Consider the following 22788-nt stretch of genomic DNA (forward strand, 5'->3'; position numbering starts at 1 on the left):
CTTTTAAGTTGAATGTGGGTGTGCGGGTCAGTGACCCGCTATGGATTTCGCTATTCTCTTTGGATGATCACTGTGCCCTGGTCACCATCTAAGATCAGCGTGTCGCCACTTTTGATGGCCGCAGTGGCACTGTGCAGATTCACCACCGCTGGAATGCCGAACTCTCGGGCCACGATGCAGCTATGCGACAGGGTTGAGCCGATGTCCGTGACAACGCCACTGGCAAGCGCAAACAAGGGGGTCCAGCTGGCATCGGTAAAGCGCGCGACCAGAATTTCTCCCGGCTCCAGTTCACCAGCCTGGGTCTGCAGGTCGGTGATGACACGGGCTTTGGCAACTATCTTGCCGGGGCTGGCTGCCAGGCCGCTCATCGAGTCGCTGTGCTCCTGCGTGGTGGTTTTCATCTTAGGCGTATAAGGCCCAATGATGGCCATTGGAGGCTCTTCGGCATGGAGGTTAAATAAATGACTGTGACGATTGGCATTGAGTAGCGTCTCGCTGAATGCTTCGGCGGCGCCCATACGTCCGGCGACATAGTCACGTAGTCGGTTGAAGTCGATGTAGGGCAAGTCTTCAACTTTAGCCAGGTTATCTCGCTCCAGGCGTGACAGCACCTCCAGAATGATACAGCGATAGAACCAGGTTTCTGTGATAAACGTCGGACGTGTTGCTTCGCGGCGCTCTGCCATCACACCATACAATTTAATGATGGTTTTGAGTTTAAATCGTGCCCCGGCTGGCAAGGCTTTAAACAGCTGCTCGCTGTCGGCTTCGCGCAGGCTCTCGGTTTCTTTGAGCTTTTTCTCCAGATCAACCGGGTGCTTAAGGTACATTTTCATGACCTGCAGCAGGTAACTTGGGTCGTCACGCCAGCGCGGGATACTCAGCTCAAACTCCTGACGGCCACGGGCGCCAAATTCAAGTAAGAAGGCTTCAAACGGACCCTGCCAGAATGGCTGTCCAAGCGGGTGAGCAGGGAGTATTTTAACCAGCTCTTCGGCTTCAAAGCGCTCAAATACGGCTTTTAGTTCATTGTTCTTCTGTACATGTTCAACCAGATCCAGGATCCCACGTGTGACTTCAATCGTACGCAGGTTGTTCATAGAGGCCTTGATGCGATTTTGCAGCCCTTCACCGCGCTCTTTAAAATGTTCCTCACAGGTTTCCGCCAGAGCATCGTATAAAGCAAATGACTGCAGGAAAAACGGCATATAGGCCGCACAGGATTCAAGGAAGTACTGGTCGATGCGTGTCAGCTCTGCATCTAGTTCACTGAGTGACATACTGGGCAAGTCCAGTGCCAGAAACCGTTTAGTCTCGTTTTCTCGCAGGGCAATCATGTCCTCAACAATTTTGCCTGCATTGCGCATATTGTGCACTTGCTGTTTTAGCCAGTGCCAGGCACTTTTGGCGTAGTCCCAGCCTTCAACGCCACGACCATAGGGGTTGCGGTAGTTGCTGAAATCTATGTCTGAGGTCGCATAGCGGGTGGTGAACTTCATCTCGTCCCGGGTGGGCGGACACTGGCGCAACATGTGTGCGGAGCCGGAGATATTCAGATACACCTGGCCCTGGATATAACCCATGTAAACTTGCCAGTCACTGATGTCTGCCAAGCCCATGGTTTTGATAGCAGGACCATGAATATGCTTTTGATAGAATTCACAAAATGACAGACCAAGCGGCGTCATTAGTCCGGTGACTATCTCTCCGGTATCCATACGAGAAAAGAAGGCACCGTCTTTAATGCTCTGATCCTGCTCCCAGGGGTTGGCGTAAATGGGCTCGGCTTTACTGGCCTGGGTGGTGACCGGACGAGCCTGTAGCAGCCAGATTTTGTTGTCTTTTAGTGCCCACTCGATATCCAACTCAGTCTGATACAGGGCCTGAGCCTGCTTTGCCAGTGTCAGTAATTGCGCTAGTTGCGCTTCATTCAGACTGGCGGTTTGTTGTTGCGCTGGTGGGGTATTCAGTAAAGTGACCTGACCCTGAGCATTGCGCTGGCAATACTGAGGCTTTACTCGGATTTCCTGTTGCAACAGAGCACCGTTTTCCTTGTCCAGAACAAAGCTGTCGGTACTGACCTGACCCGATACGACGCCTTCGCCCAGACCCCAACAGCTGTCAATAACCACTTTGTTGGTATCGCCGCTGAGAGGGTCCTGAGTGAACATTACCCCAGCTGCATCGGCATCGACCATAGTTTGCAATACAACGGCAATGGCAGTATCAGCCGCACTGCTGTTACGATACCCTGCGGCCCGTTCGGCCCATAATGAGGCCCAGCATGCGCGTACTTTTTCCATCACGCTGTCACTGCCCTGAACATGCAGGTACGTCTCATATTGACCCGCAAAGCTCTGGCTTTGACCGTCTTCGTCCAGTGCGGAAGAGCGCACAGCGATTTGTGCATTATCACCTAAGCCCTGATAAGCAGACGCAATAGCTGTGCGTAACTGCTCAGGGATATCAGCACTGAGAATCGTTTCACGTACTTTGTCCAGCTCTGATGCGCTAAGTAAGTCGTCTGGCAGTGCCGTGTTAACAAAGGTCTGATAGGCCTCTGCGGTAATGCAAAAGGCGGGTGGTACGGGCAAGCCCGCACGGATCAGATGATTCAGTGAGTGTCCTTTGCCACCCAAATGATCGAGTTCCAGTTGTTCGTTGCCACTGAGGGCGACGACGAGTGATTGGCTCATGATACCGTCTCCTTGCTGCGCGGTATGGCAGTTTTATCCGTGTGTAGTAATGCGTCTTTAACCTGTGCTGAAGCCTGTTTACCTGCAAAAATGGCACTTTCCAGGTTGCCTATTCCAACACTGTCCTGATTGGCAAAATAAACGCTGATATATGGTTGTGAGGCCTGCTGGAATATCCCGTTGGCCTGCTGGCCGATGACCGAGGTGATCAGTGCCCCGGGCCAATACCAGATCTGAATGTCTTCGACAATGCGTGGATCTATCCCTAAGTTATTAAGCATCAGCGAAATTTCCCGATAGGTTTGCTGTTGCAAGCCTGTGAAATCATGCTCTGCGGTACGTCCCTGGCGCTCCGGACGTGTCGTTGGTTTTAACAGGGTAAGTACACCGCCTTCGCTTTGGTTAGTGCTGTCCATCCAGTTGGCTACTAAGCAGGTTCCGGCTTTACACCAGGCGTAGGGTTGCTCAGGGCGGTCTGGTTCAATCATATAGCCACCAAAAGAGTGGCTGAGCACAGGGCGTGATAACAGTGCATTGGCCAGATAGTAATCCTCATGGCGGATTTCTTTAATGGCATTAAGCTGGGCTTCAGGCAGTGACGGTAGCCACTGTGAAAGCTGGTGCTTAGGGGCTGCCCAGATGAGCTTTTTACCTTTTACTGAAATATTGTGATGCTGTACTTTTGCTGTTAACTGAACGCCAGCCTCAGCGTTGTTCAGATTGACCAGGTTAACGTCGCTTTGCAGTGTGACATTGGTTTGCTGATTAAGGTGTGCGACTAAGGCTTCACTGATATGCCCGTTGCCTCCCGGAAGCGTCACTAAATTGCCCCTGAGGTAGCCGACCAAAAAGTGCAGACCGACATAGGCAGAGACCTCATGAATATCAAGACATTCTACTCTGAGCGTGGTAGTGACTGCATTTTCAACCAGCTTGCCCAGGTTGCGAGGCGGTTGCAAATCGTCCGGGAGCGACGCGGTTTTTTCAGGCTCAAACAGGTAACTGTAGAGAGAGATGTTGTCCAGCTGGGCCATTGCTTCTTTGCTCCAGCCACTTTGCTCGTGCCAGGGCACCTGAGGAAAGCGCTTGGTCCCCGGCGCAAAACCATCCAGAAAGTGGTACAGATCGGCAAATATCGGGTCGCCCAGTTGTTTTGCTGCGACAACATAGGGTTTACCAATTAACGCGTTGAGCAACAATTGGCCCGTTAATCCCCATACCGCAGGTTTGAGCAAGTAACTGGGAAATTTTATAAAGCCTAAAGTGATCTCATTCAGGCACTTGAGCAGTAGAATCGTATTGAAGAAAACCAATGTGTCTTGTGCGTTGGTTTTAAATTTATCTTGCAGTTCCAGTTTGGTCAGTAACTGATCCATGTCTGAGCCTGCAACGGGTTGTTGAAAACACACGCCGGCAATGGGGTGGGGCAACGAGCGGTGACTGTTGCAGCGTGCATTACCGCCAAACGTTGGGCTTTTTTCCAGTACCAGTACGCGCTCTGTATCGAATTCGCTGGCCGCTGTCAGTCCCGATACGCCACCACCGATAATGATCACGTCATATTCCTCAGCCAGCTTGGGCTTGTCAGGAGATTTCGCCAGCGCCTTTGGCTTGGCAAAATCCTGGCTGGCAAAGACGCGTTTTGCGCCGGTGCGACGGAATTGCTGACGCAACATATAGAGCGCTGCGACAATAAAAATGGCATCTAATGGGATAACCTGCGGCTGAGAGCGATGCAAAATGGTGATAAACACCGCCATCATTGCCAGCTGGCCGTAAATAACAAAACGGGTCCAGCGTGGATTCAGCCACAGTACCAGGCCCGAGCCGAATAGTGCGACAGCGACCAGAATATTCGCAATCTCTCCGCTATTGGCCAATAGTTCACTGAGCCCACTATACCAGGTACCCTGATTAGCAGCGGCAGCCTGGCGCAGAATATCAGGCACATTTTCTAACTGTGGAAATGCTTTGGCCAACCCGGCCAGCATATAAAGTACAGCAAAGATCCGTTGAACTAGCATATTCAGGCTCCTCTTAAGCCAAGTTTTCGGGCAATGATTTCACGTTGAATATCGTTGGTGCCTGAGAAAATGCGGCTAGGCAAGGTATCCAGCAGAACCTGTACAATCCCCATGTCAGCATCGATTGCTGCGCCACCAAAAGTGGCAATGGCATCCAAAGCGGACTGTACTGCGTACTCTGAAATCAGCAGCTTGCTCATCGCAATGTCAATTTCAGCATCCTGTCCCTGATCGTATTTCCAGCCTGCGCGATATAGCATCAGGCGGCACTGTTCCAGGCGCAATTTTATCTCGATAATACGGTTTGATACTGATTGGAAATGTCCTATTTTCTTGCCAAACTGCTTACGCTCCTGCGCGTAGGCCAGCGTGTTTTCAAGCAGCCGGTCCAGAGCACCAACAAACAGGGCAAACAGACAGCCTTTTTCCCAAATCATTGAGTCATGGAAAATGGCCCCACCGGCGCCCTCAAACCCAATACGTTGTGACTCGGGAACAAATACATTGTCAAAAAACACGTCGCCCATTGGGCAGCTGGCCAGGCAATCCTTGGATTGGCTCGCGCCGGTTGACAGACCTGGAGTGTCTTTTGCAACGATGAAAGCTGAAACGCCCATAAACCCATGGTTCGGGTTGGTCCGTGCGTAGGCGACGAACACATCCGCGACCGGTGCATTGGTGATGTAAGTTTTCTGGCCATTAAGACGATAACCACCCGCTTCTTTGCTGGCTGTTGTCTTCATGCTATAGATATCTGATCCTGCGCCCGGCTCAGTTGCCGCGTTGGCAGCAATCAATTTGCCAGCGACTAAAGGCTCCAGAAAATCTCGTTTGAGCGCTTCGCTCGCAAACCGTGTAACCGGCATCACGCAGGCGAACAGGTGCGCACATAAAGAGAATGACAAGCCCAGATCCTGGCTGCCTTTGCCCAGGGCTTCTACCATTAACATGGTGTTGAGTGCCCCTAGGTTAGCACCGCCATAGGCTTCTTCCACAGCCAGTCCGGTAAAGCCAAACTGAGCAGCCTGGCGCCAAAGCTCCGGGGAAAAGTGATGATCTCGTTGACGCTGGTGTGCATCCTTGTTCAACACTTCAGAAGCAAAGCGAAGCGCGGAATCGTATAACTCGGTCTGATAGTCGGAAAGTTGAAAATCCATAATATTGCACTTTGAGTTGGTTGAAATACTGCTTTTGCATTAATTGCTATTATGGAGACTTGTTAACGTGCCTGTCAATCCTGTTAACCTGTGTTTTTTAAATGTTTTATTTGGGTTTTATTTTTGTGATTCACATTCTCTACACTATTTTATGGTAATTGATTCAATAATATGTTTTTAAAGGGCTTTTCTATTTCCTATTGTGGCTTTTTTATGACAGGGAGTGAACAGGTTTTGGATTTTTATTGTTAAATTATTATTAACTTTGTATTTTTTTATCATGATGTGTACGCCCGAATTGGGTAGAAGCCTTCTCAATCGTGCTGGCAAAAATGAATGAGTTTGTCGCTGTCAGGCTCAGCAAAGAGCGCATCATGCTCATGGATTCTGGATATAAGCCATTGACATTGAAGCCTGGCGTGATAAAACGGACATTCAATAAAAAACAAGAAGAAATTCATGACTTTTTCAACCGCCCTTACAATGCATAATACCTGGCTGCTCAATTCGGCCTGTGTGTGGCGTATTGTCAGCGGTTTGTAAACGTCAATTACTAACCGCGGCAGTATCAGCGGTTAGTGATGTTTCTTTACTTTAGCCTCTCATACTGCCCCGCTTTCGGGAGCTTATTATGCCAGTCCAGGCATCTTACATTTTGGTTATCATGATTTGGTCAACCACCCCGCTGGGGATCGTCATCAGCAGTGCGGGTATGTCACCAACATTAAGTGTGTTTTTGCGTATGGCCATTGCGCTAGTGCTGTGCTTTTTTATCATACTGATTGGCCGTTATCGGGTTCCTGTATCCCGCCGGGCCTGGACCTTGTATTGCTACTCAGGTTTAGGGATTTTTGGTGGTATGTTGCTCAGTTACCTGGCTGCTCAGACTGTGCCTTCCGGGGTGATATCATTGGTATTTGGTCTTGCCCCAGTGCTGTCGGGCCTGTTTGCTCAGCACTTGTTGCGTGAGGCTCGCTTTAGCGTAATCAAATGGCTGGCTTTGGCTTTGTCTTTAGTGGGCTTGTATTTGGTTGTGATGTCACAACTCACAGAGCTGGACCTTGCACCCCGTGGGTTGATTTATGTGCTTGGCGCAGTCACTTGCTTCAGCCTTTGTGGCGTGATGGTTAAGCGTGTTCGTTTGGTTATTCACCCGTTAGCCACCACTTTTGGCTCGCTCTTGCTGGTGACACCAATGTTTGGCCTGGTGTGGTGGGTGAGTGATGGGCAGCTTAACATGCAGAGCTGGCAGCAAAGCTTTGTGCTGGCTACGGTGTACTTAGGTGTGTTTGGCTCTTTGATCGGGTTTATCGCTTATTTCCATGTACTACAAAAACTCAAAGCGAGTACGGTTGCATTAACGACCTTGATCACCCCTGGATTTGCTATGCTACTGGGGGCCTGGATCAACAATGAAAAGATCACGCTGACTTTATTGGCTGGTGCATCCATTATTGTGGTAAGCCTTGCTGTGTTCCAGTTTGGCGAAAGCGGCTGGTCAGCTGTGGCAAACAGAATGAAAAGGCGATTGTTATAAATCGTTACATTGGGCTACTGATCCGAGGTTGGGAACATGTTAAGCTTATCGAACTGACCGGTAGAGAGTGCGTAATCAGCAGTCAGTGCAAGGCGTGCTCTTATCATTAAACAATTATTATAACTATAAAGCTGAAGGACGATGAAGTTAACATTCCAAGATTTCGAGTTTGACTGCCAAAACCTGGCTTTGTCAAAACAAGGTAGAAAAATCAGTATAAAAGAGAAGCCTGCTACGCTGTTGGGCTTGTTCTTGTCTAACCCTCAAAAGATTTATAGCAAGGCAGAGATTCTGGAGCATGTCTGGCCTGGCAGAACGGTGACAGAGCAAGTTGTGTTTCAGAATATTGGTCACTTACGTGCGCTGTTTGGTGATGACGCAATAAAGACCTTTTCTAAAAAGGGCTATCAATGGCAACTGCCTGTTCAGCCTGCTGAGCCTGCCGAGGAATTGCCACAGCCTGGCGAAACTGTTGAGCAGTCAGTTTCCGCACCGGAGCAACAGAGCTCAGGGCAAGAAAAAGAGCCACTGCAGCGTGTACCCTGGAAATGGTTAGCGCCACTGGCGGCTTTGGTCATTGGTGCAGGTGTTGTTGCCTTGGTAGTGTAAAAGCGGTGGAAAACCACGGCTATCGTACGGAAAAGTACGGACTTCTGCCAGCGTGACTTGCACCTCCCTGACATCCTGATGACCAGCACGACATACTTCCCTTGATGTCGATTTTCAGACTCTTTATTGGTCTTACCTCAAGGGAGGTTTGTTGACAGCGTTGTTAACTTTATATTAATTTTTACTCCGTATACTGGTGTTCGAAGCGCAAGGTAAACCCTTTATTGTGAATTTCAGGTCAAAATGGTCCGATATTTCCAATTAATTTGGGTTAACTTGCAACAGAAGGGATCATCACCAAGGAGTGCTTTTGACTACTATTGCCTACCATCACAACTCCAGAACTATCTGTACAGATAGCCTGACCTCGACCAACCAGACTATTGTGTCCTGGGCAACGCGTAAATGCCAACGTGTTGAAGACGGATATGTGTTTGCTTCGGGTAACTGTGCCGAGATCCATCACCTGATAAAGCAGTGGCGTGACAATCAATTTGGTGACATTACTTGTTCATTCTTTTTTGTGGATGACGGAGGCAGTGTTTTCTTTGGTGAAATTCGTCATGGCCGACGCTTTTTAGAACCGCTGTCGCTAAACTGGGCCATTGGCAGTGGCGCGAACTGGGCCATTGCTGCGATGGATTTCGGTCGTTCTGCATTTGAGGCCGTTGAGTATGCATGCCTGCGGGACAAATCCAGTGGTGGCTCTGTTATGACCTACAGGCACGACGAAAGGGCGCTTTGGCTGTGCACACCGCTGTACGAAGATGCCGCTATGAGAGTGAACTGACGGGCACCTGGTAATAGCTGGCGACCAGAGTGAGGCGTTCACTGTGCCGGGGTGTGACACTCAGTTGCGACATTACTTTCTCAAGATTATCCATGTTTACACCGGACAGCTTTCTTTGTGCTTCACACAAGGCAAGCCAGGCCGCAAGTTCATGTTGGGGAAGTTCACAATAATGCGGGTTAAAACCCAGATACACTTCCAGCGCGCTTAACCCCTGATGATTACGTACAACGAGCGCGTCGGCCAGTGACTCGTTACGTTCAAACAACAACAAGGAACGAATGTAGTTAAATGGAGGAAGCGGGTTTTGCGGGTTGGCAAACAGACAGTGTAAAAATGTATTACCCTGATGGTTGGTGACATTAAACGCATTGGCGGCCTGCAGTGCTGGCATAAAAAAGTCCAACCGTTCGCTATTATTGATCCCCGCAATGACACCCGGTGGCAAGCCATGATGCGTGACGCAGTGGGCAGTGATATTTTGATAATGTTCGTAATTTGCCGCGTGATTACTGGCTGCTTCAAAGCAATGTCTGAGCTGTGCAGAGCGCTCTGTCGGTGTTGCTTGTTCAAAACAGGTTAATATGCGTGTCAGGCTATGACTGTGTATCGCCTGGATCATATCTGTGACTGCCTGCGTGGTATCCGGCGCAGTCTGAGTGTTCGTTTTCTTTGTAACCATATCCGTTTACCCGAAGCAGAAGGCTGTGACATCTGCCACATTTGTTCAGCCTTTGTACGCATTATACCCATTGGCACGTACACGTATCCAGTCACAGAGATAAAATCTGATCCAGGCTCAAGGTCTCCTTCCTCGAGAAAATACTCCATGACGTGTTAAGGATAAAAGGTACAATAGAGAAATTATTCATTCAGGACAATTATTAATGAAGGACCTTACTCGGGGAAAAATCCTCACTCACCTTATTACTATGGCTGCCCCAATGGCGGTTGGGATGTTTATTCAGACCTTGTATTTTCTGGTCGACCTGTATTTTGTCGGAGCACTGGGAGCGTATGCGCTTGCGGGGGTTAGTAATGCGGGTAGTGTGTTCTTTTTTGTGATGGCGCTCACTCAGGTGCTAAATATTGGTTGTGGCACTTTGGTTGCCCATGCTGTTGGCAGGAAAGATCGCGTGCAGGCCAACATACTATTTCATCAAAGTATGCTGATTGCCGCGATTTGCTCCGTCTTGCTGGTTGTACTGGGTTATGCGTTTGGTCATCTTTTTTTCGAATTTATGGCGCCTGATCCCATGACTCGCCAAGCTGCGGTGGAGTACTTTTACTGGTTTCTGCCTGCATTAGTGTTGCAGTTTGGGCTGACTGTCATGGCCGCAGCGCTGCGTGGAGCGGGTGTTGTCAAACCTGTCATGTTGATTTCTGTTCTGGCAGTGGTCCTGAATATTATTCTGTCACCTGTTTTGATCTCTGGATGGGGGAGTGGAATTGCGCTTGGTGTGTCAGGGGCTGGTCTTGCCAGTTCTTTGTCCGCAATATGCGCTATGGTGATGACGGTTTGGTATTTTGTTCGCAAAGTGGATTATCTGACCATGCCCACAAAGGCGTTGGTACCTGAACGCAAAGTTATGCTGAAAGTGATTAACCTGGGCTTGCCATCAGGTGGAGAGTTTTTACTTACGTTTATGTACATGTCGATAATTTACTGGGCGCTCAGCCAGTTTGCCGCAAGTGCTCAGGCTGGATTTGGGTTAGGGATCAGGATCATGCAAGTGCTTTTTCTGCCTGTGATGGCGGTCGCGTTTGTTGCGCCTGCAATTGCGGCTCAGAACTATGCTGCGGGGAGATACGACAGGGTGCACGAAACCTACCGATATACGAATTTACTGACCTGTATATTGATGACCTTGCTGACCCTGGTATGTCTGGTAAATTCCAGCTGGTTTTTTGCGCCTTTTAGCGATGAGCCACACGTCATTTTGGTTGCGGCAACGTTTTTGGGGTATGTTTGCCTGAATTTTGTACCTGCAGGTTTTACATTCGCTGCTTCTGGCATGTTTCAGGCATTGGGGAATACCTGGCCTGCCTTATACAGCACGGCCAGCCGGGTAGTATTGTTTGCAGTTCCTGTTATCTGGTTAGCGGGACAAAGTGACTTTGAAATCGAGCAGATCTGGGGGTTTTCTGTTGCCACTGTCTATTGTCAGGCAATGATCAGTTATGTGTTGCTGCGCCGTGAGATGAATAAAAAGCTGGTGCATAGCAGTGAAGCGCCAATACCCTCTCCTGTTCGCAGCTAAACAGGGTGGACTAACTCTGAAAAGTGATGGTGGTGTTGCTACAAAAACGTGCGCTTGCGCTATTCTTAAGGGGGAGTCAGTGAGTTGATTACCACCTAAGGCGCAGGAGAAAGGTATGCATAAAGGTGAAGTGGATTACGGAGAACGACATCCGAAGGTATTGATGATCTGTGATGACGCACATGAAATGGTGGGCGTATGTAAAGTGATCAGTTCTCAGGTTACTGCCTTTAGAACACAAGAGGGAGCCCGGGATGCACACAAGGTGATCCGCGAGGGAAAACCCCCCGTGCTGATTTTTGCTATGTTGCATGTTAAGGCGAGCATAGAGACCTATAATTCACTTGCGCAGCGTGGGTTGCTGGGCTATCCCCACAAGAGTATCTTGTTATGTGAAAACAAAGAATCCGGAGTTGCTTTTCGTTGCTGTATCAAAGGCATCTTTAACGATTATTTTGTTTTTAAGCCCATGTATGAAAATTATCGGCTCAGGATGATCTTGCATAATATCTTGCAGCAGGCCGAGGATACCCAGCAAATCACCGAGCTAAAAGAAGAGCATTTTGGGCGTATCGATAACGGGCTAAAACAGCTGATTGATCAGGCTGCCAGCTACCGGGTTAACACTGAGCAATCTTTCCAACAAGTCAGAGAGTCACTGAGTGAAGCTCAGGAAGAAGATGAAGTAAACGCGCAGTTATTACAACAACTTAAAGAAAAGCATGTTTTACCTTTACTGGATAAATTGCAGCAGCAATTGGTGAAAGATATTCAACAGATCACCAAACAACTCAATGACAGCCATTTTACCCTGAATGAATTGGCCGATCTGTTCAGTAACTCACAGGCGTCTGCTTTTACCTCCGTACTTGAACACGCAGGTGAACACAAGGAAGAGGTACATCATGATGAGCCCGAGCACGATGTACGCGAACATGATGCGCCAACCCAGCACGCTGACTTTCACGCTCATGAAGAGTCGCATACTGATCACGCGCATAGTGATGAGTCGACGCACGCCTTTGACAGCAACGATGTTCCTGAGCCAGTTTTGGCCAGAGACAAACGGATAATGATAGTTGAGGACAATGAAATCTATCGTGAGATGATTTCAGGGATACTGCGGGAACAGGGGTTTTCTGTAGACGGTATGGAAAACGGGCTGGCTGCTATCAAGGAGCTGCGCAAGCACCGCTACGATATGATATTTATGGACCTTTTTATGCCGGGTCTGGACGGTTACAATACCACTAAAAATGTACGTGCCATTGAGCATTGTCGCGGAATTCCCATTGTCGCCCTTACCAGCAATCGAAATAAAGATCTCATCCGAAAATGGGCTACCCTGGGGCTTGGGGGCTATATTGTTAAGCCTTCTACTAAGCGCAGTATTTTGGACGCCGTAAACAAGTTGTTGGGCACTGAGTGTGTTTGAGCAAAATTCCAGGAGCAAGTGAGATAGCGATTATTCGCCGTGGTTGATTAGCGCGTTAAGTGCTTTGATCTCCTGTGCTATGTTAATTAGCACAGAGCGGCAATCCCGACGGTCGCCAGACAATGCAGCGTCTTCTAACTCAGCCAGATACTCACTGCAACGCTCAGCACCAATGGCCCGCGCTGATGTTTTTAAAAAGTGTGCATGCTCTTTCAGCTCAGCATAAGCCGCATTGCTGTACGCGCTTAAAAAAAGTTTACAGCTGGATTCTGCCTGAGTCACAAAATCTCGCTGAAATCGGGCAATGGTGTCCATGTCTTCGCCAATTAAGTCAACAAGGGTTTGTGCATTCAGCCTTGCCAGTTGGGAGTGATCACTTGCCATACCATTTCTCTATCACTGATTTGAAGCGTTCGAGCTGAACAGGCTTGCCTATACAGTCGTTAATGCCATACAGATGGCAGTTTTCCAGTTCATTTTTTACCGCGGCCCCAGTGACTGCCACTATCGGAATGGCCTTGCGCGCCAACTGCTTTTCAGTCTGGCGGATGCGCTTGGCCATTTCGTAGCCATCCACAACGGGCATGTGACAATCGGTGAGTATGAGTTTGTATTCATCCCGCTGCCAGCTTTCATATCCTTGTTCGCCATTTTCTGCCAGCGTACAGGTGTATCCCAGTTTTGCGAGCTGTTTAACCATCAGGTTCTGATTAAAGGTATTATCTTCGACCAATAAAATGCCAGGGCGTAAACCTGAGATATTGGCCTGTACTTCCTCTGGTTTTGTCTGGCTTTCACCCAAAGGGTTTTCCTCGGTATTATCTGAGTTGGCCGATTTGTCTGCGGGGTGAGTCAGTAAGTGCATAACTTGCCTGGTAATGCCATAACGCGTTGCCAGGCCAATATTTAGCGGGGCTGCATCTGGGAGTATTGTTCTGAGCTTCTCAGTCACACCTGTTTGATGACATATAAGTACCTTATACTCGGTAAGTATCTCTTTGAACTCGTTCAAACGTGCCAAATCCTGCTCTGATTGTACACAACAGCACACCAAAATGCCTGAACCAGAAGGGGAAGCCAGCTCCTCCAGCTCTGTCAGGTGCAGTTCATCGGTGAGTGTATTAAGTACTGACAGCAAATGTGGCTGAGCCTGTGCACTGTGGGCCGGAATGACATAAACATGTTGGAATAAAGACGGCGCAGCCTGATGTGAGAATCTGTGTAACGGAATACATACGCGGAAAATGCTGCCGCGGCCCAGTTTGCTTTTCAGTCCGATACGTCCCCCCATCAGGTCAACAATTTTCCTTGAAATGGCAAGCCCCAGACCCGTTCCACCGTACACCCGAGTGGTAGACTTGTCTGCCTGGGTGAATGGATGAAAGAGTTTTTTCTGTGTCTTTTCGTCAATGCCTATCCCATTGTCTTTCACCAGTATACTGAGTTCTCCCTGGCTGTGACTTTGTACTTGCCAGTCGACTTCGATTATCACGTTGCCACTGGCTTTAGCTGGAGGACCACTGAATTTAATGGCGTTACTTAACAGATTGAACAGTACCTGACGAATACGGTTTTCGTCACAATAGAGCATAGTCGGAAGTTGCTCAGACTCGATGACTTTCAGGTTTACACGGCGTTTCTCCGCGTTAGACGCAAAAGTCAGAAGCACATTATGTAGCGTTTTTGAAATATCGAATTCTCTGAACTCCAGCTCCAGTTTACCGGCTTCAATCTTATTGATATCCAGAATATCATTAAGTATATCAACCAGATTTTTAGCAGAGACAGAAGCGGTTTCAAGCAGCTCCATCTCTTCCGGGTTGTGCTTTTGTAACGAAAGTAGTTCGAGCGACCCTATGATGGCGTTCATTGGTGTTCTCAGTTCATGACTGATCATGGCGAGAAAATCGGATTTGGCACGGCTGGCTTGCTCTGCTTTAGTGACGGCACATTTCAGATCGGAGGTACGGCTCTTCACTCGTGTTTCTAATTCTGCATTCAGTTGGTATAGTTTCGAATAAGCGCGATAAACCTCCGACTGATCTACACATACACCGTCAAGGCGACAATGATTACCATAACCGTCATCTGTGACAACCCCTTTAGCAAAGATATGTAATTCATCTTGATTGGGCAGTACGGCTCGAAATACATGTTCGAAATCTTCCCCTGTTTCAAGGGCTTCTTTTAGTCCATTTGATACTCTTTCTCTGTCCTGGGGGTGAATTCGCTCAAGCCACTTTTCATAACTGCCGGTATCCTGGGCAGCCAGATCAAATATCGCGCTGGTCTGAGGGTCCCAGTCCCAGTGCCAACGGGTATTTTGCCTGCTGACTCGCCAGGTACCGACTTTGCCCGCTTCCAGTGCGATACGGCGACTTTCATGGGCGTTATTGAGGTGGATCAGCATTTGTTTTTCTTGTGTGCACTCACGCAAAATACCAAACAAACTCAGCTGGGTGTCACTGTTGCGGCGCTGGTCGCCGCTGAGCTCAAACCAGTGAGGCACCGAATCGAGCATGACTCTGAATTCAAATTTCAGCCGTACGTTTGACTGAATGTGTTCTTCAATGAAGCTCAGTGCCAGTGGTCTGTCGTCTTCGTAAATCAGATTGATGAACTCCTGCCAACTGGATAAAGAGTGGCAGTGAAGGAGTTCACAGAAAGTGCGCGAAAAGTAGGGCTGTTTCAAGTCAGCGCTGACCTGCCACACTCCAATGCTACCGCATTGCAGCGCTAATTCAGCCAGTTCATTCAGATATGACTGGTGTGGGTGGCTAATCGGATTGAGTACTAAACAAGTTTCGCAGGTCAGGTTGCCACTGATCACCAAACTGAGCCGTGTGCCACAGGCTAATAGCGCTTGTGCTGAACTCCCAGATGCCTGACTCAAAAATGTACTGTTTTGTTCGTCTGTGTCAGTGAGCTGACAATAGTCAAAAAAGTTGCGATGTTTGTCGGTTTTGCCAGTCAGGTTAAGCAAAGCGTCCGCTGCCTGATTGCAATCCAGTACCTGCCACTGGTCATTTACGGTCAGTAGTGGAAGATCCAGTAAGTGGATATCCATGTCATTTCCCTGCCTGATTTTGCCTAATATTAGTATTGTTCAAATTATGAGTATTGTGGAAAAATTTACTCAGGTAATTGCACAAGGTGAGCAGGTTACGGGGCACAGCCTGTCTCTGGTTCAGTTTTGGAAAGTGAGTGAGCAGGATACCTGAAGCCCCTCTCTGGGGATTATCGGCAGAGCCATCAAATTCATCCATTGTGCAGTCAGCCTCACTAACGGAGGCTGACATAGCTGATAAAGATCAGAATTTATTGGCCGGTGGCCAGTGTGGATTGGCGATTTCATCTTCACCAACAGCGGTGTTCGCTTCTATGGTGATGGAGTGAGGTGTGTCTTCTTTTGGTATGGTCACTTCAACCACGTAGTTACTACCAGGGTTGGTTCTGATCTCTTCCATGACCGCCATTAACTCACTCACTGTAGAGACCAGGCGACCTTCACCGCCAAATGCCTGGGTAATATTGGCGATTTTCCAGGAGGGCAGGTCGTTGTAGCTATAGACCTTGTCGAGCAACTTGTCCTGATAGTCGACGGGAGGCGTTCTGAAAGGGTTTGGATTAACCAGATATTGCTCTATGCCATAGATGCCGTTCGCTAACACAAATACCACCGTGTTTTGCCCATAAGCATGTTGGTCCGCAACGGCCTGACAGGTTTCATGAAAGGCGCCATCACCTACTACCACGATAGCCCGTTTATCTGGGAAAGCACACTTAATACCAGTACCAGCAGGCACCGAATAACCTATGGATAACCACGCCGCCTGAGCGACAAAGCCATCCTGCGTCGGTATTTTAACGCTTTGTGCGCCGATCAGTGGAAACCCGGCATCCACTGCCAGGACATCATCTTCATCTAGCCACTGACTTAGGGTGGCAAAAAAGCTGTCGTAGCCAAGCTGTGACTCAGCAGATTGGTTTTTTAGCACAGGCTTGTGCATACGCAAGCCTTTAAAGTTAGCGCTTTGCTGCTGTGCCAGAGCAGTAAACTCACAGATCAGACATTGCAGATAATCCGCTAATGTGGCCGACGCATAATAGGTTGCACCGACGTATACACCACCCTGAGCGGCGAGCACGGTATGGCTGCTGCGAATGTCCTGATTGCCAGTGTCTTTGCCTGTCGTCCAGGCGCCAACTCCTACCAAAACACCATCGTCCCCAACCAGCGACTCAACTTCTGCTGGCGTCAAGGTGACACAGCCTTCAAACCAAGGGTGGGTCTCGGCAATCACCGACTTACTCAGTGCGGAGGTGACAAAATGAATATGCCCTTCTGGCACCGTGTGGTTACGGTTGATGACCTCGAGTAATTCTAAAAAGGTATCCTGCAGTCCAAAACGCTGCAGCTCGACGCCAGCCCAGAAGATACTTTTGGGCTGACTGAGCATCAGCTCGACGGTTGCTTTGGCTGCCTGCTGCGCTTCACTGACCGTGACGCTGGCGGGATTGTTAAGCTTCAGAGACTGGGCCGGTTTAGTGCACTCTGCTCGCCAGACATCTTCACTCACCTCAAAGTACACAGGACGACGTTCCGTCAATAAGGCTGCCAGTGCCGAATCAATTTGGTGAGGCGCTTGATTCGCATTCACAATACGCTCAGCGGCAACTGTGATCGGTCGAAACATGTGAATGTCGACAAACTCATACCCTGTGGTGTGTGAGTATAGTAGTCCGGCATTTTTTGAGATTTGATCTTCTTTGTTGGTGGGTGCGCCATTTATCAGGATCACCGGCACTTGTTCAACGAAAGAACCGGCAATGGTATTGAGCAGGCTGAATGCACCAACACTGTAAGTGACGTACAGGGCGCTTGGGCCTTTGAGTCGGGCATAGGCATCCGCAGCAAAACCGGCGCAAATTTCATTGGCATTACCGCTAATTGTTATAGGGGAATGCTGATCAGCCAGTATGGTGTCCAGCAGAGCCGCGGTGTAGTTACCTGCAACACCAAACATTTGTTCAACACCAATTTCTTCCAGTCGCGCTTTAAAATAATCGGCAACACTAAAGGTTGGGGTAGCTTGAGTCATCAATTTTCTCCTGAACAAGCTGGGCGGGTTTCCCCGCCGTTGGAAGGTAAGGCACCGGGGTTGGTGCCCGGAGCTGAGTTACTTAAGATCAAAGTAACTGAGATTAACACCCAGAACGTTTTCAACTTCCGAGTGTTTTTCCACAGGGGCGCTGCTCGTTGAGAAATTGGGTTCAATATACTGGTTGATCAGCTTGGAGGCATTTTCTTCATAGGCAACTTTTATGGCTTCTGACGAACTGATGTGCGTTGTCTGCTCATAGACCTCGCTCAGTGGTTGTAGCCCAAACCCTTTGTTGAGCGCCAGATCGGTTGAGCGCAATGCGCCTTCTACCCACCCCTGGTAGTCAGAGAAAGCTTCACCACAGGTAAACAGATTCGGTAACGGCTCTGCCAGTTCTTCCATTACTTTTTTATCATCAGCACCGACTGCCCATTGGTGCACACCGAATCCAAACTGCTGGCTGGGCGGCACATCAAAGCGGACACCACCTTGCCAAATTCGGGCGCTGGTCAGAATTGGCTCTGGCACATAGTGTGTGTTGAAAATATCTTTGAAAAAGCGGGTCGCTTGCTCGACCACTGCGGTTGAGGCCGGGTAGATATCACCCGGGATATCGGTAACATATTTGTCCTGGTGTGGGTGATGATAGGTTTCGCCAATGTTTTGCAGCGCACTCCAGAAGTTAATGTTCAGATAGTCGCAATAGATAGTCAGAGCCGCAGGGCGCTCGTACTTTTCGTTGCTAATATGTTCCAACTTTGCCTGCGTACTTTCACTTGGGTCGGTCTTGCGCTCCTGATACATCAGAGCTGCGACCAGCTCCTCGTTGACTGCATAAAAGGGGTAAACAGAGCCGGTGGGCAGATCCGCAAAATTCGGACCAAATTCAACCGCCGGACGTCCTGTGGTGCCGCGTCCCCACCAGGCATTGTCGTAATAGAGGTTAATCTTGAGCAGAGGCTGATTCGAGGTGGTTTGCAGGGTGTTCCATAGGTGTTCAGACCGTTCCTTATCCAGGGTGTTAAACGCATTTGAGCGAACAAACAGTTTTTCCAGTGCCAGGCGAGGGAGTGCTAAAATAACTTTGTCGGCCGTTACTTTGCCCTTGTGGCTGCGTCCGCTGTCGTCGGTGTGCAGATAATGTAGTTCATAGCGGTTGTCTGCCTCGAGATAAGAAATTTCCTCAATACTGGTTTGCAGGTGAATGTTGTCAGTGCCGACTTTATCTACAAGCGCATTCGGTAGGGTGCTGAATCCGTCTTTGAACGTTTTGAATTGGACACCAGCCGGGAAATCCTCCAATAACTGATAGGCCACCCCTGCATTCATTTGGGACAAAAAGGTACCATTAAAGCCAAGTACCCGGTACAGCATGTTAATACATTCCTGAGAATAGCCCATCGCAGTGTACAGATCCCACAAGGTCCACTCATTGAGGGTTTTTCCTTGCCACTGACATTCCAGGCGGAATGCTTGCCAGAACTCTGGGCCTCTGACTTCGGGACGTGCCTTAAATTGTGGATTGGCTTGTAAAATCCGATTGAACACAACATTGACAATGTCTTTTGGGTTAACCCCTTGCTCAGACGGAGCCAGGTTGTAGAGTTCTGACCAAATCTTGTAATTGTCTTGTGCCGCGGTATTCACACTGAAGCTCTTGCCGCGGAAAAACAGACGATTGTCACCGCCACTGTTCATCGGAAAAGGAACTATCTGATCCTGTAGGTCCAGATTCAGAAATAGCGCCATTAAATCGTCCATACCATCAAATAAAAAGCGCATACCCCCTTGCTCTTCTTTTACCGTGATGGTGGGAGGGGTATTACTGTGCTGATTTTTGAATTGAATTAAATCGGAGTCAAGCCGGCCGCCGGTACGATTGGAACGCTCAAAGATAGCAAGTTTCTTACAGTCAGACTCATTTTGCAGGCGCCACGCACTGTATAGCCCAGCCATACCAGCACCGACAATGGCGACCTCAAGGTGTTTTGGGAGGCTTTTATCATCGATTTCATTGCCAAAAGAATAATGCGTCATAGTAGTTCCTTAGTTTGTTATTTACCGTTTTTGTCACAAACGACGGCAACAATCTGTACGACGACTTCTGTTCAATTGTGCGGACTTGTTTTATTTGCCTTTCACTGAGTAGGGGTGAAAGCATGAGGCGGGCGAAAAATATTCCAGCCTTATTACAATGCAGACACCAAAAAGACACAACCCATATCAAATGTAGCACAAGAGTTAATTTTTATGCGGTTTGTATTCAATAAATCACATTAAATACGCTATATCATTGAATCATTAGAGGTTAAATTTATTCTTTAACCTCGTCTTCTGTCGTAAGTCTGTTTTTCAGGGACTTGAGCCAGGCGAGGAAATATTGCACACTCATGGCGGGAGCACCGGCCTGCACGGTGTGTGTACAGTGAATCTGAGAGATGGATCTATGCGTTATCTGCTCAACAATGTCGAGGTAGACCTGGTGAAAGGCACTGCCACGACCCTAGACGGGCCACAAGATATCAGAGCCAAGACGCTGGCGGTCTTGCAGGTACTGATCCAATATTCCGGTGAGGTTGTGACCAAGACACTGCTGCTGGATACGGTGTGGCGAGGTGTTGTTGTTCAGGAGCAGGTACTGGTGCAGTCTGTTCGCGAGCTGCGGGAGATCCTCGGGGCAGACGCCATTAAAACACATCCACGTATTGGTTATCAGCTGACCTTACAACCTGTGCCGATAAGTATTTCAAAACAAGCTCAAAAATACTCTGTCACGGGGTTATTGAGTGTCTTGGTATTGACGATGGCCGGGGTACTGCTGAGTCAATGGCGGGAAGCGGATTTATCACCTGAACGTTACCCTACCGTGGCATTTTTGCCCGTCGATAACGCGATACTTGACGATGTTCATGTTGCGGTCCCCCTCACAGGGCTGACATACCTGAGTGAGCATACCCGGCAAGAGTCTGCGTTGCCTGTTGTTACAGCGGAGCATGTACTGACCACTATATCTCATAGTCCCTGGTATTCTGACGATACGGTACAGATCAGACTATCGCGGCGACAAGACGTTCTGCAACTACTGGAACGACTGGGCGCTGATTTACTGGTCGAAACACGCCTGAGTGGCTTTCCGCAAGACATGCAATTGCAATATACCTTGCATTTCATGCACAGTGAAGAGCAGGGAGTGGTGTTTGCTGCCAGCCCGGAGCTTGCTTATCAGACCCTGATAACACGATTGACGGCTCGTTATGGTGAACACACACAGACACTACATACGCAGCGAAATCTGGATTTTAGCAATGAGGCATTCGCCAGAGGGGTGCAGTTATATCTGTCGCGCAACTACCAGGAGGCGATTGCTTTGTTGCGCTCTGCGCTCAATCATACTGATGACCCTTTAACCGTCAGGCGTTACCTTGCAGCAAGTCTGGCAAATCAGGGAGACGTTTCGGCGGCTCTGGCGTTGTTACGGCAAAATATCGTTGAAAAAGGCACCGATCCAGTCACACGCCGTGAACGTATGCGAGCCAATCTGATGACCGGTTATTTGTTGGTAAACTGGCCACAGGCAGACGAGCGTGCCCAAGAGCTTGAACGTGCGCAGCAATACATTGCAACCGCTCACGAGCAGGCCACGGATATTGCAGACCAGTTGTTTATCGCGTATGCACTTGAAGAGCTCGGTAAGATCAAGCGTATTCAGGGCCGATATAGCGAGGCGTCTCGCTTGCTGCATTCGGCGTTAGGCTACCATCAGCGTTTCGATGCTATCTATGGTCAGACTAATGCACTCATAGAGTTAGCTCGAATTGCAACTGAGCAGGGAGAACAGAAAGAGGCTGCACGGCTGTTTGAACAGGCGCATCAGGTGGCAAAGGCGAGTAATGCCATCCCCAATCAAATCTGGATTTGGCTGGCCCAGGCTGATCTGCTACGTCAGTCACAGCAGGTTGAGCAGGCGCATCGGCTGGCATCACGTGCCAGAGCATTGGCACGTGATGCCGATGACCCTGTGTTGATCGAGCGGGTTGAAGCCTGGTTTGCCCGGGCGCCTATATACACAGTTAATTGATAGCTTATGCCTCAGATAACGTGCTCACAGGCTGCAATAGTTTTCATACTCAGACGGGGCTACGGTGTCTTTTTGTGTGATATTCTGGCTTCGTAATTGTTGAACCTGTTTGCTGACTTCATTGACCGCAACAATGCTGTCTTTAACAAAATAGACCCAGTCAACATCTTGATAGTACTGACGCATCTCGCTGGAGTTAATGATTTTATTCGGGTCAAACCACTGATTAAAGTTAATCGACATTGCGACTTCCGGATAAACATCGCTACCATGTTCAGCATACAACTTACCGTTGATATAGTATTTTAAGGTCTCATTACCCACTTGCAGAACCAGCGTATTCCACCCCTCCAGTGGAGATATGTCGTAATCGTATGCATTCACTTTGGTCCAGGGCGTAAGCTGAAAGGTTTCCCAGGAGGTAGCAAACAGGGCGTGTCTGTCGGTACCCCAGCCACCATTGGGCAAGTATTCAAAGTCCATTTCACTGTAGTTTTTATCCATAGGTGCGGCCAAAGGACTGATAGCATAAAAAGTCTGGATCACACCATCTCCATCGGGCCCGTACTGTGGCTTGTCAGTAAAATACACCCGGGCAGCATAGGTGCCTTCCAGATATTTCCGCTGGTGGCACACTTGTACATGACGGGTATTTGCTGCGCTACCATCCGTTTTAGATGTTAAGCGCATGACCCGATTGTCTGGGTTGTGTGGGTCGACATGAAAGCTCACACCTTCGTGCCACCAGATGGCGTTTTTGATCCCCGGGTGGCCGATGTCAGAGCGAAGCTGCCAGCCATGCTTTTGTGCCTCAGCAAAGCGTGTATAACTGAAGTCATCAAACATGATCTGGGTAGGTTGCGCGCCCAGCGGTTGACTGGTACAGGCGATTAACATACTGGCACCTAAGGTGGCCATAGAAAAAAAGACAGGGTTTTTCATCGCGTATTCCTTATTGTTATTGGACAGGAACAGCGTTGACTGCAGGGAGAAAATAAACCAGTTAAAAATGCTTAAATTGACCGATCTGGCTTATTAAAAAATATTAAATTGTTGATTTTAATGAATTGATTATAAAAAATGAGCCTTAGCT

Annotated in this window: 16 protein-coding genes; 7 read left to right on the top strand and 9 right to left on the bottom strand. The window is 48.8% G+C overall.

The features are described 5' to 3' along the window. Positions 1 to 50: 50 nt before the first annotated feature. The 3 genes from CWB99_RS14720 to CWB99_RS14730 are packed head-to-tail and all read right to left on the bottom strand — an operon-like array spanning position 51 to position 5880. Positions 51 to 2699, bottom strand: a complete 2649-nt coding sequence (locus CWB99_RS14720) for a PEP/pyruvate-binding domain-containing protein (protein ID WP_138549669.1) — start codon at positions 2697 to 2699, stop codon at positions 51 to 53. After that, complete coding sequence (locus CWB99_RS14725) at positions 2696 to 4723, bottom strand: DUF6041 domain-containing protein (RefSeq protein ID WP_138549670.1); 2028 nt, start codon at positions 4721 to 4723, stop codon at positions 2696 to 2698. Before CWB99_RS14725 ends, CWB99_RS14720 begins: the two co-directional genes overlap by 4 nt. A gap of 2 nt (positions 4724 to 4725) precedes the next feature. After that, positions 4726 to 5880 carry an acyl-CoA dehydrogenase family protein gene (locus CWB99_RS14730; RefSeq protein WP_138549671.1) on the bottom strand — a complete coding sequence of 385 codons (1155 nt, stop codon included), beginning with the start codon at positions 5878 to 5880 and terminating at the stop codon, positions 4726 to 4728. A gap of 332 nt (positions 5881 to 6212) precedes the next feature. Between CWB99_RS14730 and CWB99_RS24080 the strand changes: the two genes are divergently transcribed. The 4 genes from CWB99_RS24080 (at position 6213) to CWB99_RS14745 (ending at position 8816) form a co-directional block, all read left to right on the top strand. Continuing rightward, on the top strand, positions 6213 to 6371 hold the full coding sequence (locus CWB99_RS24080; RefSeq protein WP_171045355.1) for a hypothetical protein: 159 nt from the start codon (positions 6213 to 6215) through the stop codon (positions 6369 to 6371). Between the two features lie 140 nt (positions 6372 to 6511). After that, positions 6512 to 7417: a DMT family transporter gene (locus CWB99_RS14735; protein ID WP_138549672.1), complete on the top strand. Its 906-nt coding sequence runs from the start codon at positions 6512 to 6514 to the stop codon at positions 7415 to 7417. A gap of 141 nt (positions 7418 to 7558) precedes the next feature. Further along, positions 7559 to 8026, top strand: coding sequence for a winged helix-turn-helix domain-containing protein (locus CWB99_RS14740; protein WP_138549673.1), 468 nt, complete (start codon positions 7559 to 7561; stop codon positions 8024 to 8026). Between the two features lie 304 nt (positions 8027 to 8330). Next, the gene (locus CWB99_RS14745; protein ID WP_249331934.1) at positions 8331 to 8816 is read left to right on the top strand and encodes a proteasome subunit alpha; all 486 of its coding nucleotides are present in this window, start codon (positions 8331 to 8333) and stop codon (positions 8814 to 8816) included. On the opposite strand, the gene CWB99_RS14750 is transcribed toward CWB99_RS14745, so the two are convergent. Further along, the gene (locus CWB99_RS14750) at positions 8800 to 9498 is read right to left on the bottom strand and encodes a hypothetical protein (protein WP_138549675.1); all 699 of its coding nucleotides are present in this window, start codon (positions 9496 to 9498) and stop codon (positions 8800 to 8802) included. The two genes, CWB99_RS14745 and CWB99_RS14750, sit on opposite strands and share 17 nt — an antisense overlap. Before the next feature lie 205 nt (positions 9499 to 9703). Between CWB99_RS14750 and CWB99_RS14755 the strand changes: the two genes are divergently transcribed. Together CWB99_RS14755 and CWB99_RS14760 are read left to right on the top strand one after the other, a co-directional pair. Next, on the top strand, positions 9704 to 11077 hold the full coding sequence (locus CWB99_RS14755) for an MATE family efflux transporter (protein WP_138549676.1): 1374 nt from the start codon (positions 9704 to 9706) through the stop codon (positions 11075 to 11077). 115 nt (positions 11078 to 11192) lie between these two features. Next, positions 11193 to 12512, top strand: coding sequence for a response regulator (locus CWB99_RS14760; RefSeq protein ID WP_249331936.1), 1320 nt, complete (start codon positions 11193 to 11195; stop codon positions 12510 to 12512). 30 nt (positions 12513 to 12542) lie between these two features. Here the strand turns inward: CWB99_RS14760 and CWB99_RS14765 are convergent, their stop codons facing one another. The 4 genes from CWB99_RS14765 to CWB99_RS14780 all read right to left on the bottom strand — a co-directional run bounded on the left by CWB99_RS14765 (position 12543) and on the right by CWB99_RS14780 (position 19654). After that, positions 12543 to 12896: an Hpt domain-containing protein gene (locus CWB99_RS14765; protein ID WP_138549677.1), complete on the bottom strand. Its 354-nt coding sequence runs from the start codon at positions 12894 to 12896 to the stop codon at positions 12543 to 12545. Then, positions 12886 to 15579: a hybrid sensor histidine kinase/response regulator gene (locus CWB99_RS14770; protein WP_138549678.1), complete on the bottom strand. Its 2694-nt coding sequence runs from the start codon at positions 15577 to 15579 to the stop codon at positions 12886 to 12888. Before CWB99_RS14770 ends, CWB99_RS14765 begins: the two co-directional genes overlap by 11 nt. 244 nt (positions 15580 to 15823) lie before the next feature. Continuing rightward, positions 15824 to 17614, bottom strand: a complete 1791-nt coding sequence (locus CWB99_RS14775; RefSeq protein ID WP_138549679.1) for an alpha-keto acid decarboxylase family protein — start codon at positions 17612 to 17614, stop codon at positions 15824 to 15826. A 78-nt stretch (positions 17615 to 17692) separates the two neighbouring features. Continuing rightward, positions 17693 to 19654, bottom strand: coding sequence for an FAD-dependent L-amino acid oxidase (locus CWB99_RS14780; RefSeq protein WP_138549680.1), 1962 nt, complete (start codon positions 19652 to 19654; stop codon positions 17693 to 17695). A 409-nt stretch (positions 19655 to 20063) separates the two neighbouring features. Here CWB99_RS14780 and CWB99_RS14785 point away from each other — a divergent pair, with 409 nt between their 5' ends. Beyond that, positions 20064 to 21695, top strand: a complete 1632-nt coding sequence (locus CWB99_RS14785) for a winged helix-turn-helix domain-containing protein (protein ID WP_138549681.1) — start codon at positions 20064 to 20066, stop codon at positions 21693 to 21695. A gap of 24 nt (positions 21696 to 21719) precedes the next feature. Here the strand turns inward: CWB99_RS14785 and CWB99_RS14790 are convergent, their stop codons facing one another. Beyond that, a complete protein-coding gene (locus CWB99_RS14790) occupies positions 21720 to 22637 on the bottom strand; it encodes a glycoside hydrolase family 16 protein (RefSeq protein WP_138549682.1) in 918 nt (305 codons plus the stop codon). Positions 22638 to 22788: the final 151 nt, after the last annotated feature.

Source organism: Pseudoalteromonas rubra (assembly GCF_005887095.1).
GTDB classification, from domain to species: domain Bacteria; phylum Pseudomonadota; class Gammaproteobacteria; order Enterobacterales; family Alteromonadaceae; genus Pseudoalteromonas; species Pseudoalteromonas rubra_E.